Source organism: Thermostichus sp. MS-CIW-23, assembly GCF_054059455.1.
Genome location: NZ_JBSSCC010000025.1, coordinates 31,253 through 46,114, shown reverse-complemented (window position 1 = coordinate 46,114; position 14,862 = coordinate 31,253). Strand labels below are relative to the sequence as shown.

Annotated in this window: 16 protein-coding genes; 8 read left to right on the top strand and 8 right to left on the bottom strand. The window is 59.0% G+C overall.

Annotation, left to right across the window (positions count from 1 at the left end):
- Window positions 1–71: 71 nt before the first annotated feature.
- Entirely contained in the window at window positions 72–674 is a 603-nt protein-coding gene (locus ACVW0B_RS09850) for an aldo/keto reductase (RefSeq protein WP_457403462.1), read from the bottom strand.
- A gap of 195 nt (window positions 675–869) precedes the next feature.
- Here ACVW0B_RS09850 and ACVW0B_RS09845 point away from each other — a divergent pair, with 195 nt between their 5' ends.
- Complete coding sequence (locus ACVW0B_RS09845) at window positions 870–1,367, top strand: hypothetical protein (protein ID WP_414382123.1); 498 nt, start codon at window positions 870–872, stop codon at window positions 1,365–1,367.
- Between the two features lie 46 nt (window positions 1,368–1,413).
- Window positions 1,414–3,048 carry a CTP synthase gene (locus ACVW0B_RS09840; RefSeq protein WP_457491580.1) on the top strand — a complete coding sequence of 545 codons (1,635 nt, stop codon included), beginning with the start codon at window positions 1,414–1,416 and terminating at the stop codon, window positions 3,046–3,048.
- A 121-nt stretch (window positions 3,049–3,169) separates the two neighbouring features.
- On the opposite strand, the gene ACVW0B_RS09835 is transcribed toward ACVW0B_RS09840, so the two are convergent.
- The gene (locus tag ACVW0B_RS09835; RefSeq protein WP_457491579.1) at window positions 3,170–4,132 is read right to left on the bottom strand and encodes a sigma-70 family RNA polymerase sigma factor; all 963 of its coding nucleotides are present in this window, start codon (window positions 4,130–4,132) and stop codon (window positions 3,170–3,172) included.
- 261 nt (window positions 4,133–4,393) lie between these two features.
- Between ACVW0B_RS09835 and ACVW0B_RS09830 the strand changes: the two genes are divergently transcribed.
- The 6 genes from ACVW0B_RS09830 to ACVW0B_RS09805 all read left to right on the top strand — a co-directional run bounded on the left by ACVW0B_RS09830 (window position 4,394) and on the right by ACVW0B_RS09805 (window position 10,227).
- On the top strand, window positions 4,394–4,579 hold the full coding sequence (locus ACVW0B_RS09830; RefSeq protein WP_041437321.1) for a DUF2256 domain-containing protein: 186 nt from the start codon (window positions 4,394–4,396) through the stop codon (window positions 4,577–4,579).
- Between the two features lie 49 nt (window positions 4,580–4,628).
- On the top strand, window positions 4,629–5,105 hold the full coding sequence (locus ACVW0B_RS09825; RefSeq protein ID WP_457384368.1) for a phosphate-starvation-inducible PsiE family protein: 477 nt from the start codon (window positions 4,629–4,631) through the stop codon (window positions 5,103–5,105).
- 221 nt (window positions 5,106–5,326) lie between these two features.
- Complete coding sequence (locus ACVW0B_RS09820; RefSeq protein ID WP_414356714.1) at window positions 5,327–5,806, top strand: peptidylprolyl isomerase; 480 nt, start codon at window positions 5,327–5,329, stop codon at window positions 5,804–5,806.
- A gap of 110 nt (window positions 5,807–5,916) precedes the next feature.
- Window positions 5,917–7,191 carry a gas vesicle protein GvpJ gene (gene gvpJ, locus ACVW0B_RS09815; protein WP_457491578.1) on the top strand — a complete coding sequence of 425 codons (1,275 nt, stop codon included), beginning with the start codon at window positions 5,917–5,919 and terminating at the stop codon, window positions 7,189–7,191.
- 124 nt (window positions 7,192–7,315) lie between these two features.
- Complete coding sequence (locus tag ACVW0B_RS09810; RefSeq protein WP_457491577.1) at window positions 7,316–8,899, top strand: NAD(P)H-quinone oxidoreductase subunit N; 1,584 nt, start codon at window positions 7,316–7,318, stop codon at window positions 8,897–8,899.
- Window positions 8,900–9,033: 134 nt separating this feature from the next.
- Window positions 9,034–10,227, top strand: coding sequence for an RNA-guided endonuclease InsQ/TnpB family protein (locus tag ACVW0B_RS09805; protein WP_457491576.1), 1,194 nt, complete (start codon window positions 9,034–9,036; stop codon window positions 10,225–10,227).
- Between the two features lie 299 nt (window positions 10,228–10,526).
- Here ACVW0B_RS09805 and ACVW0B_RS09800 read toward each other — a convergent pair whose 3' ends face one another.
- The 6 genes from ACVW0B_RS09800 to ACVW0B_RS09775 form a co-directional block, all read right to left on the bottom strand.
- A complete protein-coding gene (locus tag ACVW0B_RS09800) occupies window positions 10,527–11,096 on the bottom strand; it encodes a photosystem I assembly protein Ycf4 (protein ID WP_457403169.1) in 570 nt (189 codons plus the stop codon).
- 311 nt (window positions 11,097–11,407) lie between these two features.
- Window positions 11,408–12,475, bottom strand: coding sequence for an S-layer homology domain-containing protein (locus ACVW0B_RS09795; RefSeq protein WP_457491575.1), 1,068 nt, complete (start codon window positions 12,473–12,475; stop codon window positions 11,408–11,410).
- Between the two features lie 45 nt (window positions 12,476–12,520).
- On the bottom strand, window positions 12,521–12,835 hold the full coding sequence (locus ACVW0B_RS09790; protein ID WP_011433076.1) for a DUF3181 family protein: 315 nt from the start codon (window positions 12,833–12,835) through the stop codon (window positions 12,521–12,523).
- A gap of 63 nt (window positions 12,836–12,898) precedes the next feature.
- The gene (locus tag ACVW0B_RS09785; protein ID WP_457491574.1) at window positions 12,899–13,531 is read right to left on the bottom strand and encodes a hypothetical protein; all 633 of its coding nucleotides are present in this window, start codon (window positions 13,529–13,531) and stop codon (window positions 12,899–12,901) included.
- 35 nt (window positions 13,532–13,566) lie between these two features.
- A complete protein-coding gene (locus ACVW0B_RS09780; protein WP_457491573.1) occupies window positions 13,567–14,151 on the bottom strand; it encodes an anti-sigma factor family protein in 585 nt (194 codons plus the stop codon).
- A gap of 2 nt (window positions 14,152–14,153) precedes the next feature.
- Entirely contained in the window at window positions 14,154–14,816 is a 663-nt protein-coding gene (locus ACVW0B_RS09775) for a sigma-70 family RNA polymerase sigma factor (protein WP_414343224.1), read from the bottom strand.
- Between the last annotated feature and the right edge of the window lie 46 nt (window positions 14,817–14,862).

The window sequence follows — 14,862 nt, the reverse complement described above, 5'->3', positions numbered from 1 at the left end:
AAACAGAAAGATCAACTGGTAGTAATCCGTACTGAACATATTATACATTATTTTCAGTATAGTTGAGCTTATTATTGACTAGAGTCATGCTCTCGACAGTAGGGCAAGACCTCTGCTTCAATCTGCCGCTCGAACAGGTTGTAGGGGGGCTGGGCGGTGTGCAGAGGAGCCACCTGGCGAAACCGATCCATCTGTTCTGGGGAAAAGTTGCTGACCCCAATGGCGCGGATCTTGCCTTCCTGCAGCAGGCGCTGGAAAAAGGCGGCTGTTTCCTCCAGGGGCTCTAGGGGATCTGGCCAGTGTACCTGGTAGATGTCAATGACCTCCGTCTGCAGGCGGCGGAGGGAGTTTTCCAAATCCTGAGCTAGCCAACTGAGGCTGCAGTTGCGCACCACCTTGCCGTTGACCCACTGCAGGCCGGCCTTGGTGGCAATGACTAGGCGATCCCGGCAGCCGGCATCCCGGATGGCCCGTCCCAAAAGCACTTCCGAAAGGCCGCGGCCGTAGGCCGGAGCGGTGTCAAAGAGGGTGATGCCTAGGTCAATGGCCTTGCGGAGAGTGGCGTAGGCCTCCTCAGGATCTGCTGGCCCCCACCAATCCCCCGTCATGCTCCAGGTGCCCAGCCCCACGCGGCTTAGTTTTAGCCCCGTCTCGGCAAGATCGATGAACTCCATGGCAACTTCTGCGAGGCGGTCTCCTCCCGCATGCTAGCAACCGTCAGCAGGTGGGCAGTCCCCCTTGCGCCAACGACCTCCCTCTTTTAGCTGCCTTGGGAAACAGCAACCAGGCTTTTTCCTCTGCTTGTTGGGGAGAGAGGCTCAGTAGAGTAGTGATTCCAGCTAGATCACTCACTGGTAGAGGAACTGCCTATGAGATCCCTTTTCCCTCTCTGCCTGGCCGGAGCGCTGCTCTGGGGATCCTCGCTGCCCGCCCAGACCCAGGGGATTAGGCCCCTCTTTCCCGAACCTTCCCAAACCCCGCTGCCCCCCAGTCCCGATATTCCCACCCTGCCCATTGTGCCGGATCCCCGACCTGTGCCGGCAACCCCTGCTCCCCAGCGACCGCTGCCCAGGGGGAGTTTTGAGGAGATCAGCCGCTACTTCCGCGATCTCAACCGCGCCAAAAACCTGGCCCGCCAAGCTGCCGAGATCGCCAATGGGGGCCTACAGCGCTATCGCGCCGAAGCTTCCATGCACGGGGCAGCCATTGACTCGCCGTTTGAAGAGTTTGAAGACGCCTGGATCTTCACCTTCCGGGGGGGAGAGCCCGGCTTTGTCCAGCCCAGCATTGAAACCCAGGTGCGGGTGGACAGGCGCACCTTTCAAACCACCATCCTCTACAACGGCCCCATCCGCTCTCTGCGCTGAGGGATCCCTGGCATAATCAAAAGGCAAAAGGGAAGGGATCCAAGCTATGACCAAGTTTGTCTTCGTCACCGGTGGAGTGGTCTCCAGCATCGGCAAAGGCATTGTAGCGGCCAGCTTGGGTCGCCTGCTCAAATCCCGCAACTACACGGTGTCGATTTTGAAGCTGGATCCCTATATCAATGTGGATCCCGGCACCATGAGTCCCTACCAGCATGGGGAAGTGTTTGTTACCGACGATGGCGCCGAGACGGACCTGGACTTGGGCCACTACGAGCGCTTCACCGACACCAACATGTCCAAGCTCAACAACGTTACCACCGGCGCCATCTACCAGGCGGTGATCCACAAAGAGCGGCGGGGGGATTATCAGGGCAGCACGGTGCAGGTGATCCCCCATGTTACCCAAGAGATTAAAGAGCGCATCCGGCGGGTGGCCCGCGAGACCAACCCCGACGTGGTGCTGGTGGAGGTGGGGGGCACGGTGGGGGATATCGAGTCTCTGCCCTTTTTGGAGGCCATTCGCCAATTTCGCAAGGACGTGGGCCGGGCCAACGTGGCCTATGTGCATGTTACCCTGGTGCCTTTGATCAAGGCGGCAGGGGAGATGAAAACCAAGCCCACCCAGCACTCGGTCAAGGAGCTGCGCTCCATTGGCATCCAGCCAGATGTGTTGGTGTGCCGCTGCGAACAGCCATTGCCCCGCGGGATCAAGGAGAAGATCTCCGAGTTTTGCGATGTGCCGGTGGAATGTGTGATTCAGGCTCAGGATGCCCCCAGTATCTACGATGTGCCTTTGGTGCTCGAGCAGGAGGGGTTGGCGCAGCGGGTTCTGGAGATTCTCAACCTGGATCCCCAGCAGCCCGACCTACGGGAGTGGGAGCTCCTGGTGCAGCGGCTGCACCACCCCCAAGAGCAGGTGGAGATTGCCATTGTCGGCAAATACGTGCGCCTTACGGATGCCTATCTTTCGGTGGCCGAGGCCCTGCGCCATGCCGGGTTGGCCCTCAATGCCGGCGTCACGCTGCGCTGGATCTCTTCTGAGGAGATCGAAGAGCGGGGACCAGAGGCATTGCTTTCCGGCGTGGATGGAGTGGTGGTGCCAGGGGGGTTTGGCAATCGCGGCATCGAGGGCAAAGTGGCCAGTATTTGCTACGTGAGGGAGCGGGGCATTCCCTTTCTGGGCCTGTGTCTGGGCATGCAATGCGCGGTGATCGACTGGGGATGTCACATTGCCCATCTGGAGCGGGCCAATAGCTATGAGTTTGATCCCGATACCCCCCACCCTGTCATCAGCCTGCTGCCGGAGCAGAAAGATGTAGAGGATCTGGGGGGAACCCTGCGGCTGGGCCTCTATCCCTGTCGCATCATGCCCAATACCCTAGCGGCCAAGCTCTACGGTGAGGCCATCATCTACGAGCGGCACCGCCATCGCTATGAGTTTAACAATGCCTACCGCAGCCTTTTTCTGGACTCTGGTTATATCATCAGCGGAGTCTCGCCGGATAACCGCTTGGTGGAGATTATCGAGCTGCCCAGCCACCCCTTTTTCATCGCCACCCAGTTCCATCCGGAGTTTCGCTCCCGCCCCAACCGCCCCCACCCCCTCTTTTTGGGGTTGATCGAAGCTGCCCTGCGCAGCCGCCCTCAGCCTCACCCCCTGCAGTTGCAGAAGATGGGCTAGTTGACAGATCCCTTGTCCAAAAGTGGGGGCACGCCTCTGGTCCTGGTTCTGCAGAGCTTTGCTGAACATAAACTGCTGCGGAATCCTGAGTTTCGCCTGTGGAGCAGCCGTGGCCTACTGCCTAAAACGAGGTCATCCAATCTGCCAAAATTTCCTGGCGGCGTGGATGGCGCAGTTTGCGCATGGCTCGTGCTTGAATTTGTCGGACGCGCTCTCGAGACAGGCCGAAGAGCTGACCAATTTCGGAGAGAGTGTGCAGGTGGCCATCTTTCAGCCCATAGCGGAGCTTGAGGATTTCTTGCTCTCGGGGGCTGAGCTGCTCCAGCATTTCTTCCAGTTGGGCAGACAGCAGGTACAAGTCCATTTGGGATTCGGGAGTGAGGCTGTTGGCGTCCTCGATAAGCTGCATCAGCTCCGTATCTTCCTCTTTGCCGACCGGAGTATGCAGCGAAAGAGTTTGGCGACCGGCTTCCAAGAGGGTTAAGAGAGCGTCCAGCTTGTCGGGGGAAATCTCCAGAGCTTTGGCAATCTCTGCTTGGGTGGGGCGACGGTTTAGGGCTTCGGTCAGATCTCGCCGGATCCGCTTCACCTGGTTGAGCTTTTCTACCATGTGCACCGGGATCCGCACCAGGCGCCCCTGATTGGCAACGGCGCGGGTGATCCCTTGGCGAATCCACCAGTAGGCGTAGGTGGAAAACTTGTAGCCGCGTTCGTACTCAAATTTTTCTGCGGCTCGGATCAGGCCAATGGTGCCTTCTTGAATCAAATCCAGAAACGGCACACCGCGATTCAAATACTTTTTGGCAATCGAGACCACCAAGCGCAGGTTGGCCCTAACCAATTCCCGTTTCGCCCGTTCCCCGGCGGCTCCCCCCTCTGCGATCAGCCGCCCCAATTTCACTTCCTGCTCGGCACTGAGGAGTGGGTAGCGAGCCATTTCCCGCAAAAATACGCCCACCGAGTCTCCCGACAGCGAGGCTTGGGTCGCTCGATTGCCGGGTTTGCTGAGCCGTACCTCAACCCGTTTCGGTGGGGGGGGACAATTCTGAACAGCTACATCCATCCCATTCGGTTGAGACTTCATACAAACTCACATCCACAAGCGGATGTTGGAAACTTTGCTTGGATACAGGACAGAACCGGTTGACCCTTCAGCAAACCCAGCTCCCTGCAGACACAGGGCAGAGATCTCGCCGGATTTCAAGAGGCTACTCGATTTCTCTAGGTTCAGACTTCAGCTTTTGCTAAGGTGGGGCGCAGGCCAAGCACCCCCGTGATGGTAACGGTCAGCATCCGGTAGGTTTGTTAAACTGACTACAGAGTTGACCTTGTTTTGCAGTGCACCATGCCACGCCAACGGAAGAAATCGGATTTGCCCAGCAAGATTTGTCTCACCTGTCAGCGACCCTTCACCTGGCGCAAAAAGTGGGCCGACTGTTGGTCGGAGGTGAAATACTGTTCTGAGCGGTGTCGCAATCATCGCCCCAAGGGATCCCTGCCTGCTTCCCGGCAAGACGGTTGGGACGGATAATGTTGTCTCAGGATCAGGACATAAGGGTTTGGATCTGTCGGGGTTGGCGATGCGGTTTCTCAAGTGGCTGTTGCACAATCCCCACGAGACAGAAGAGGAGGATCCCTTTTTGCGGGCCATCACCCGCCTGGAAAGCCTGATCTCGAAGCTACTGTCAATTTTGATGATCGGGCTAATCACAGTAGCAGTGGTGGACTTGGCCCGGTTCTTGGTGGCAGATTTGCTGACCGAGCCAACTGGGTTTTTCTCCACCACTTTAATCGAGATCTTCGGCCTCTTTTTAAATATTCTGATTGCGCTGGAAATTCTGGAGAACATTACCGCCTACTTGCAAAAGCAGGTGGTGCAGGTGGAGCTGGTGATCGTCACCTCTTTGATTGCGGTGGCCCGCAAGATCATCATTTTCGATTTCGAGAAGCTAGGGGGGTTGGAGCTCATTGGCTTGGGGGCAGCGACGTTGGCCCTCTCGGTGAGTTATTGGCTGGTGCGGCGAGCCAAGCCTCCATCCAAGTCCGGGGAAAATTAGGCTAGGACAGAATCCTGGTACGATGGGGATGGAGCTTTCCTGCAAGAATTGTGCGTGCGCGATCTAAGTTGGCCAGCCTGGTGAAGTTAGCTGTGCTGATGGTGGTGCTTTGGGTGGGGTTGAGTGCTCTCCCTGTTTTGGCCCGCCCGCATTCTTCTCGCGATTTGCTCCTGGCACAACACTTGGGCAAACCCGTGAAAACCTACAACAATCCCCCCCCGATGGTGATCGACCCGGCCAAGTCCTACACGGCCACGATGGAGACCACCGCCGGCACAATGGTTCTGGAGCTGTTCCCGCAAGAAGCTCCCCTCGCCGTCAACAATTTCGTCTTTTTGGCCAACGACCACTTCTACGATGGTGTCATCTTTCACCGCGTGATTCGGGGCTTCATGATCCAAGGTGGGGATCCCACGGGTACAGGGCGGGGTGGGCCGGGCTACCGCTTTCCCGATGAGCCGGTGCAACGTCCCTACAGCCGTGGCACTTTGGCGATGGCCAATGCTGGCCCCAACACCAACGGCAGCCAGTTTTTTATCATGCACGCCGACTATCCGCTGCCTCCCAACTACACGATCTTCGGGCAATTGATCGAGGGAGAGGATGTGTTGGATAAAATTGCAACGGCTCCCACCGGCCCCCAGGATCGCCCGCTGAAACCGGTGGAGATCAAGTCGGTTCGCATCTTGGAATCCAATTAGGTTGGGCCAATCGGGTGGAACAGTTTGGTTAAATTAACTTGGCCTCTGGCCCCATTTTTGCAACTTGCCCTCAGGGGGACTCAGGTATGGAGTTCGCTAGGCCCCGGCGAATGTCCCCCCGCATTCTGGTTCTGGATTTTGATGGTGTGCTCTGCGATGGGCGGGCGGAGTATTTTGCCTCTTCCTGCCGCGTTTGTGCTCAGGTGTGGGGCTTGGCTCCTGCTCAGCTAGAGCCGCTGCGTCCTGCTTTTGACCGTCTGCGCCCGCTGATCGAGACCGGCTGGGAGATGCCTCTGTTGTTGTGGGGGCTACAGGAAGGGATCCGGGAGGAGGACTTGCGCCAAGACTGGCCGGGCTGGCGTCAGCAGTTGTTGCAGCAGTCAGGGATCCCTGCCCTCTCTCTAATCCAAGCATTGGATCGGGTGCGGGATCGTTGGATTGCAGAGGATCTGCAGGGGTGGCTGGGGCTGCACCGGTTTTATCCGGGGGTGGCGGCTTGGCTACGCCAGGTTCAGGCTGCAGGGGAGCCGCGCTTGGCCATCCTCAGCACCAAAGAGGGACGGTTCATCCAGCAGCTCTTGGGCCGAGCAGGGATCCAACTGCCACGCCACCGCATTCTGGGCAAGGAGGTGCGCGCCCCCAAGGCCACCACTTTACAGCGGCTACTGGCTGCCGCCCAACTGCCGGCTGAGGAGCTGTGGTTTGTGGAGGATCGCCTGCAAACGCTGCGCCAGGTGCAGAGGGTGCCGGAGCTGGAGCAGGTTCTCTTGTTTTTGGCCGACTGGGGCTACAACCTGCCGGAGGAAAGGGAAGAAGTCGCGCGGGATCCCCGTCTCCATTTGCTCAGCCTGGAACAGCTTTGCCAGCCCTTTGACCGTTGGATTGCCCCTTCTCCCCCGCCGCGCTTTTCTATCAGTCCCGCCAGCTCGGAAGACTTGAGCCAGGCTCGGCCCACCCCTGGCCGGAAACGCCCGGAAGCTGGTTTGGCCTCTCTGGTGCTGACCTTGGTGGAGCTGTTGCGGCAGTTGATGGAGGCGCAGGTGGTGCGGCAAATGGAGGCCGAGCGCCTTTCTGCAGAGCAGATTGAGCGGGCCGGCAGCAGCCTACAGGCCCTGCGGGAGCAAATTCGACAAATCTGCAGCCTGTTGGAGATCGACCCGGCGGATTTAAACCTGGATCTCGGAGATCTGGGCACCCTCCTGCCCCGCCAGGGGGACTACTACCCCGGACAACCCCACCGCGAGGGATCCCTGCTGGAACTGTTGGATCGCCTGATCCACACCGGCATCGTCATCGATGGGGAGATCGACCTGGGGCTGGCGGACTTGGATCTGATCCACGCCCGCCTGAAGTTGGTGCTCACCTCCAGCGCCAAGCTCTACTGAGCCTGTAGATTGAGAGCGCTGATGGAGACGATTGGGAGAAGAGATGCCTGAAGCGGGGAGAGAGACCAGAAATCGCGGTATGCTGGCTGTGGATCCCCTTAATCTCTCTTCATAGTCTTCTCCTATGGATGTCTTTGCCCCAACCGGAAACCTGTATGCCGGTGCCATTTGGCCGGAAGTGGTGGTTACCCTCACCCTCTTGCTCGTCTTGGTGGTGGATTTGGTCGGTGGTTCGGCGGCGCGCAAAAGTCTTCCGGCCCTCTCCATCTTTGGCTTGATTGGGGCTTTGGTGACCTTGGTGTTGCAGTGGCAGCAGCCCCAGTTGGAGAGCTTCTTGGGCAGCTTTGCGGCGGATCCCATCAGCATTCTCTTCCGTGGCCTGGTGGTGGGGACGGCGGTGCTGACGGTGATGATGGCAGAACGCTACATCGCCCAGTCGGGAGCCCCCACAGGCGAGTTTTATGTGTTGCTGCTCACGGCCACCTTGGGGGGCATGTTCCTCTCCGGGGCGACGGACTTGATCCTAGTGTTTGTATCTTTAGAAACGCTGGGCATCGCCAGCTACCTGATGGCCGGCTATACCAAGCGGGATCCCCGTTCTTCGGAGGCAGCCCTGAAATATCTCTTGATCGGGGCCAGCAGCACGGCCATTTTCCTCTACGGCATGTCCCTACTCTATGGCCTTTCGGGCGGGCAAACGAAGCTGGAAGCCATCGCCTCATCCATGGGGGATGCCGGCTTGGCAGGGATCATCGCTTTGGTCCTCTGCATTGGTGGTATCGGGTTTAAGTTGGCGGCGGTGCCCTTCCACCAGTGGACTCCTGATGTCTACGAGGGATCCCCAACGCCGGTGGTGGCCTTTTTGTCAGTGGGATCCAAAGCAGCAGGCTTTGCCTTGGCGGTGCGCTTTCTGGCCACCGTATTTCCGGCCATGACGGAAGAGTGGCGGGCGGTGCTCTCGGTGCTGGCCATTTTGACCATGGTGCTGGGGAATGTGGTGGCCATTGCCCAAACCCGCCTCAAACGGCTGCTGGCCTATTCTTCCATTGGACAGGCGGGCTTCGTTTTGATTGGCTTGGTGGCGGGCACCGAGGCAGGCTATGCCAGCTTGATCTTTTACTTGATGGTCTATTTGGCCATGAACCTGGGGGCCTTTTTGTGCATCACCCTGTTCAGCCTGAAGACCGGCACCGATGAAATTAGCGAGTACAGCGGCCTCTACCAAAAGGATCCCTTCCTCACCCTTTGCTTGAGCATTTGTCTGCTTTCGTTGGGTGGGTTGCCCCCTCTGGCAGGCTTCTTCGGCAAGTTGTACCTGTTCTGGGCCGGTTGGCAGGCAGGGGCCTATACCCTAGTGTTGGTGGGGTTGGTCACCAGCGTCATCTCCATCTACTACTACGTGCGGGTGGTGAAAACCATCGTGGTGAAAGAGCCGCAAGAGATGTCGGTTTCGGTGCGGAATTACCCCGAGACCAACTGGCAGGCGGAAGGCATGCAGGCTCTGCGGGTGGGCTTGGTGTTCACTTTGGTGGCCACCATCTTTGCCGGGATCCTCTCCAATCCCCTCTTTACCCTCTCCACCCAGGCGGTAGAGCAAAGCCCCTTCTTGGGGTTCCCGACTGCACAGGCATTCATTCCGGAGTCGGCGAGCCTTCAGGTGGCAGTCAAGGGATCCCTGGGTTCCTCTCCTCAAGCTGGCGAAGGCTAGTTTTTGAGATGCTCTCCATCCCGAGGTTTTAAAAAGCGACGCTCGGCAGCACGCGCTTCAGCTTACTAGCGCAGGAGCCCCGCACTGTACCCGTAGGGTCAGTGCCGGGAGGAATGCGAGGTTACAATAGAACCATGACCCAAGTCCTGACCGTCTCCTGCAAGCTCAAGGTGTCCCCGTCGCAAGCCGCCAAATTGGACGCGACTTTGGAGGCTTTTGGCCAAGCCTTGAATTGGGTCAACCAGAACACGCCGGAGAAGATCGTCAACGCGGTCAAACTGCAATCCCTTTGCTACTACGAGACTCGAGCCCGGTTTGGCTTGTCCAGTAACTTGGCTCAACAGGTGTGCAGACGGGTAGCGGGTTCCCGCAAAGTGGCTAAGCAGAAAAAGCGTCCCGTCAAGGAGTTTAAGAGCGGCTTTGTTACCTACGACGCTCGCATCTTTTCGTTCCGTCAAAAAGACTGGACGGTGTCGCTCACCACGGTTGAAGGGAGAGAACGCTTTGAACTGGTCATTGGTAACTACCAGAGGGGAATGCTGGCTGGTTCCAACCCAAAAGCTGCCACCCTGGTCAAGCGCAAAGATGGCTCCTACTACATCCAGATTTGCGTAGAGAAAAAGCCACCCAAGCAACAAGATACCGACAAGGTGATCGGGGTGGATTTGGGCAGGACGGATATCGCTCATACCTCAGAAGGGGACAACTGGAATGGACAGCAGTTGAACAGAGTCCGCGACCACTACTCCCGGTTGAGGGCGGTACTCCAACGCAAAGCCAGTAAGGGCACACGCAGTTCGCGGCGCAGATGCAGAGAACTGTTGCAACGGCTGTCTGGCAAGGAGAGGCGCTTTCAAACGTGGGTCAATCATCGCATCTCCAAAGCCGTTGTCTCTAGGGCAAAAGCTACCAACAGCGCTATCGCTCTGGAAGACCTGACGAGGATCCGGGAAAGGGTCAATCAACAGCCACGCAGCAAGACAGAGCGTAGGCGGGCCAACAGTTGGGCGTTCTACCAACTGAGGCAGTTTCTGGAATACAAGGCGAGAGTTGCGGGGGTGACTGTGGTGCTGGTGCCGCCCGCCTACACCAGCCAGACCTGCCACAAGTGCCTGCACATCCATCCCGACCCTGCGCAATCCTACCGCAGTGGTAAGTCGTTCAAGTGTGGACACTGTGGATGGGAAGGGGATGCGGACTTTAATGGTGCGAATGTGATTGCGCTTTTGGGGGCTGTCGTAAACCAGCCTAGAGGTTCGGGCCTGTTTTGTTCTCTGGTAGAGCAAAGCAGGCTCAGGGCTGCTGAAAGCCCGCTCCGTACCGCTTAGCGGTCGGAGTCGGGTAGTTTACTTGTGCAGATATGGTCATTTCTCCCTCTGGAAGAAGGGCTGCAGCGCGAAACACCTGGGGAGCGTCTCAACCTAGTCTCAATCTAATTTGAACTAATTTGAAAGGACTCTAATCCAGAAGAGGGTCTCCCCACCCCAAAGGGATCCGGGATCTCTTCAAGGCCTCCGCATTAGCGCCCACCGATTACAGCAATGTAGTTGGTCACCTATTCGTAGTAGGGCACACATCCCTCACGCGGCCATCAGGGTGCGATCACAGCGCATGATGCCCCAGGGAATCAAATGCCCTCTAAGCTGACGTTGAGAAAGCGGGCGATCTCGGCTGCTTGGTTTTCGATCTCCATCAGGGGGGGAGGCTGGCCCACTCCGGTGAGGGGGATGTCACCACGTCCTTTCACCCGCAAGTAAATGGCTCGGCGGGGGTTGAGGCCTTCTCGCAGCTCCACCCGCAGGCTTTGCACCTCGGCAAAGTCATACTCCAGACGAACTTCGCGGTTTTTGCCCGGAAAGCCTCGCCGTACCAGAGTTATCTTCTGGGTGCGCCGGTCGAACTCGTTGTAGCCGCCTCCCAAGTTCCAATACAAACTCAGCCACTGGTATAGCCCCGCCAGGGATCCGAGCACCCCGTAAAAGAGCATGGCAATGCCCTGGGGAATAAACACCAGGCTGGCGGGATCGGAAAAGGGGAGCAAATTGCGGTGGAGATAGCTGGAAAGGCCGGCCAAGGTAAAGCCCAGCCCTCCCCCCGTCAGCGCCACCGCCCAAAAGTACACGCTGGGCCGCCGCGACCCAATCACGGTGTAGCGCAGCAGATCGGCAGAACGGATTTCAGGAACAATGGCGGACACAGTTGGGATCCCTGCAGGTTTTCCAAGGCTGGCTTCCCCCATTCTATAGGCTATGGGCGGCAAGGGTTTTCCCCAGCAGAGGGGCGCTCAGGGGACTGGCAAGAGCTAGAGCCGCCTGGGGAATGGGGGCGGAAGTCCTCTGCGCTGTACAGCCCCTCTCCCGAAGGGAGTTAGGGATAGTTTTTATTGTTATGGCTCCTTTTGCTCCTTGTAAGAGCCGTAGCAGGGATCCCTGCTGGAGCTCTGAGGTGTTCCATCTGCTGATAAAACCTGGACAGTATACGCCGATGGGATCCCCGCTCACTTCAGGGTTAGGGCTTACCCGGCGTGACGATCCTACCCTCTCCTGGGGCGACTTCCGGGGGGTTGGGTCGGGTCTGCCCAGGGGGCTCATCAGCAGCATCCGAGGGAGAGGCAGGGGTGGGATCCGGCTCAGGAGAGGCCGTTTGTTGCGGTTCTGCGGCAGGGGGAGAAGGCTGAGGCTCAGGGGTTGGGTCTGGCAAGGCTGGCGGCTGGGGTATGGCGTCTTGGGCCGTTCGTTCCCCAAAAGCCGACAGGGCGATGGCGGCTTCCCCGCGGCTAACCGGCTCGAAGGGGTTGAAGGTGCGGATGGGGCCAAAGGTGCGCAGCACGGTGGAGGCATTCTCTAGGCTGCGATCGGCTACCAGAGCAGGAATGGCTTCAGGAGGAATTTGCGCCGCATCGGTAAACCCCCAGCGCTCTTCCAGCTCTGCTCGGGATCCCTTGATCTGGCCGGGAGGTAAGTCCAGGGGCACCTTCATGCGGATTAACTCCGCCCGGGACAGCAGGCTGTTGGGGCGAAACTCTCGATTGGCATCCCCGGTAATTAAGCCAGCAGCTCCCAGGGCTTGAATGTAGCGAAAATGGGGATCCTCCTCCGGCACATCCAAAAAGAGGGGGCGTTCCGAGGGGGATCCCAGGCGGATTTGCCGGCTGGGCTCATCGGCGTGGATGGCGTTGTTGGCCAACACCAGCCAACGGGCAAACTCTCCGCGACGAACGCTGCGCTGCGGCTGAAATTCGCTGCCGGGGATATCGGCAAAAACTCCCAACCGATCCAGGTATCCCACCGAACGGGCCACCAGAGATCCGGGCTCCAAGTCTGTAAAGCGGCTGCTGTCCGGGCTGGGCAGAGGTGAAGAGGGGGCGGGAGCAGTGGGGATCGAGATAGAGGGTGGGATGGATCCCGGCAAAGGTTGAGGCGAGGGAGGTGCCAGCGGCTCGGATTGGGCTGTGGGCGGGCCCACTGGGCGTACAGCGCGCTCCAGCCGTTCTCCCCACTCGGTTCCCTGACAGGCCGACAACAGCCAGAGCAGCGGAATAAGGCTGCCGAGCTTGAGCCAGGGGCCGGGCCGCATAGGTTTAGACTGATGATGCACCGCTCTACCTTTCTCTATTGGTCTCTATTGGGCCCATTTGCGGCTGAACTCCTCCAGCACGTCCAGCAGGTTAAGCAGGCTTTGCATCGGCAGGAGATCGGCCAGGGGCAATTCTTTGCGCCCACCCCCCACTTTCACCGGGATCCCTTGCAAGATCTCTGTGACGGCGTCCTCATCCACCTTGCCTGCCATCACCTGGGGTGCCAGTCGCTCCGCCAAAAGGGTATGCAGGTGGGCATCGCGCAGGTAAAGATGCCAGCGGGCCACATCGATGTAAACTTCTTTACCAATGGCAGCAGCTAATTGCTCAATGTCTGGGTTGCTGGGCACTTTGGCCATCGCTCAGCTCCGTTGGGGGTTGCGTCTGCCCTTGCTCAATCATAGCCTGAACCCAAGGGATCCTCAGGGAGAGCTGGCAGCCGAGCGGTCGGGTAGAGGTAGGGCGAAGTTCTCTTGCAACTGCCGCAGCATCAACAGGTGCTCTAGGGCCAAGCGATCCCGTTCTGTCCGCAGCCGGCTCAGTTGGGCCTGAATTTGGCGGATATCGGCCTCGTCGGAGTCCCAGGTTTGCAAAAGGCGGTAGAGGCGCTCTTGTTGGTCGGCAATTTGCCGGTTTAGGCGGGCTAGGCGGCGGCTGAACTCCACATCCATTTCCTCTGCCAGCTCGGGATCCGGCAGCAGGGCCAAGCGATCCCAATGGATGCCCAGGTCGGCCAAGCTTGGCGGGGGCGGATCCAACTCCTTGAGGAGGGGGAAATCCGGAAAAAGCAATGGATCTGTTTGATCGGGGGCGGGGGGTTGAGGGCGAGCCACCGGAGGGGTGAGACGGGATCCGGGTGAAGGCAGGTTTGTGGGCTGGGGGGCAGGCTCCTGTCCACTGGGAGAGGAGTGCAACTGCTTCGGACTCCGTCCCGCCGGCGCGGACGGCGTTGCCAGATGGCTACTGCTGGGATCTGCCTGGGCCGACAGGGATCCCAGACTGCATAGCCAAAGGCAGACTCCTAGCCCACAAGCCCAGCGAACTGCTTTTTCCACCCTGCGCTCCTCAGTCTTTCTCAAGCCTGCTCAGGTCATTCCCAGCCCACCTCGGCCCTGGTCGCGTTGGCGGAGCGAGATCCACGGTTGGGGATTGTCTCAAACAAAATCGAGTAGGCATCTTGCTTTTGCCCCGTCTCGAAAAGATAGCGTTGGGCAACACGAGCAGAGGCAGGCACGATGGCCACGCGCACCGGCGGATCTTCCAGCGATACCAAAGGCTGGGGATGAGACCAACGCCATCCCGCCCAGCCCGCCCCTGCCAAGGCCACCACAGCCGCTGCCACTCGTCCCCAAGGGGTGCCCTTGCGTCGCCGCCAGCCCAGGTCGAGCATTGGCCGCCGATCCAGCTCAGCGAACACACGGCTGATCAACAGCTCCGTCTGGATGGGATCCAAGGTGGGGGCCTTGAGATTGGCCAAACCGGCCTGCAGAGCTGCCAGTTGGCTGTACAGTTGCCGCGCCTGAGGATCGCTGGCCAGCCAATCTTCCACCTGCCGCGCCTCTTGAGACGACAATTCCCCATCCAAGTAGGCGCTCAACTGTTCAAAGCGCTCATCCACCACCGGCAGCTCTTGCTGGGGATCCCTGGGGTCGGGGTTGGGGTTGCCGCGAACCATGGTCATTCACCATTAAGGTAGGGTTTTAGGGTGGATTGTAGGCGGGCGCGGGCGCGCGCAATGCGAGACTTAACAGTGCCCAAAGACACCCCTGTGATCTCGGCAATTTCCTCATAAGCCATTCCCTGAATTTCCCGCAGCAGGATTGTCTGGCGAAAGGCCTGCGGCAAGTCGCGGACGGCTTGGTGCAATCGCTCGTAGAACTCGCAGGTGGCGAGGTGCTCATGGGGACTGGGGCTCTCGCTGGGCAGCTCCCATTCCATCTCGCTATCCCGCATCTGAATCGGCGCATCCAGAGAAAGGGGCTGCTGCTGTCGTTTGCGCTTGCGCAGCTCGTCGTAAAACAGGTTGGTGGCGATCCGCCCCAGCCAGCTGCGAAATTTTGCCGGCTCCTGTAGGCGTTTCAGGTGGCGGTAGGCCCGGATCCAAACTTCCTGGGCCAAGTCATGCCGGTCCTGCCAGTCCGGGGCAAGATGATAGAGCACCTTGTCCACATGGGCCTGATGGCGACGCATCAACTCGGCAAAAGCCTCCCGATGGGGCTGGGATCCCTGCTGACAGATCAGCACCAGATCCACATCAGCGAGCTTTTCGGGCCGCACAGGCACGTTCTTCACCAAGACCGACCAGCGCTGGCCACTGATGTCGCTGAGGGCAGCATCCATAGGCATCCATAAGTTCTAACAACAACAGCGGAGGGATCCCCTCCCA

Bases quoted from the DNA above. Each gene is read 5' to 3' on its own strand.
- ACVW0B_RS09810 (WP_457491577.1), top strand. From the start codon at position 7,316: ATGGATGTCTTTGCCCCAACCGGAAACCTGTATGCCGGTGCCATTTGG.
- ACVW0B_RS09795 (WP_457491575.1), bottom strand. From the start codon at position 12,475: ATGCGGCCCGGCCCCTGGCTCAAGCTCGGCAGCCTTATTCCGCTGCTC.
- ACVW0B_RS09780 (WP_457491573.1), bottom strand. From the start codon at position 14,151: ATGGTTCGCGGCAACCCCAACCCCGACCCCAGGGATCCCCAGCAAGAG.
- ACVW0B_RS09830 (WP_041437321.1), top strand. From the start codon at position 4,394: ATGCCACGCCAACGGAAGAAATCGGATTTGCCCAGCAAGATTTGTCTC.
- ACVW0B_RS09820 (WP_414356714.1), top strand. From the start codon at position 5,327: ATGGTGATCGACCCGGCCAAGTCCTACACGGCCACGATGGAGACCACC.
- ACVW0B_RS09835 (WP_457491579.1), bottom strand. From the start codon at position 4,132: ATGAAGTCTCAACCGAATGGGATGGATGTAGCTGTTCAGAATTGTCCC.
- ACVW0B_RS09790 (WP_011433076.1), bottom strand. From the start codon at position 12,835: ATGGCCAAAGTGCCCAGCAACCCAGACATTGAGCAATTAGCTGCTGCC.
- ACVW0B_RS09825 (WP_457384368.1), top strand. From the start codon at position 4,629: ATGCGGTTTCTCAAGTGGCTGTTGCACAATCCCCACGAGACAGAAGAG.
- gvpJ (WP_457491578.1), top strand. From the start codon at position 5,917: ATGTCCCCCCGCATTCTGGTTCTGGATTTTGATGGTGTGCTCTGCGAT.
- ACVW0B_RS09775 (WP_414343224.1), bottom strand. From the start codon at position 14,816: ATGGATGCTGCCCTCAGCGACATCAGTGGCCAGCGCTGGTCGGTCTTG.
- ACVW0B_RS09840 (WP_457491580.1), top strand. From the start codon at position 1,414: ATGACCAAGTTTGTCTTCGTCACCGGTGGAGTGGTCTCCAGCATCGGC.
- ACVW0B_RS09805 (WP_457491576.1), top strand. From the start codon at position 9,034: ATGACCCAAGTCCTGACCGTCTCCTGCAAGCTCAAGGTGTCCCCGTCG.
- ACVW0B_RS09850 (WP_457403462.1), bottom strand. From the start codon at position 674: ATGGAGTTCATCGATCTTGCCGAGACGGGGCTAAAACTAAGCCGCGTG.
- ACVW0B_RS09845 (WP_414382123.1), top strand. From the start codon at position 870: ATGAGATCCCTTTTCCCTCTCTGCCTGGCCGGAGCGCTGCTCTGGGGA.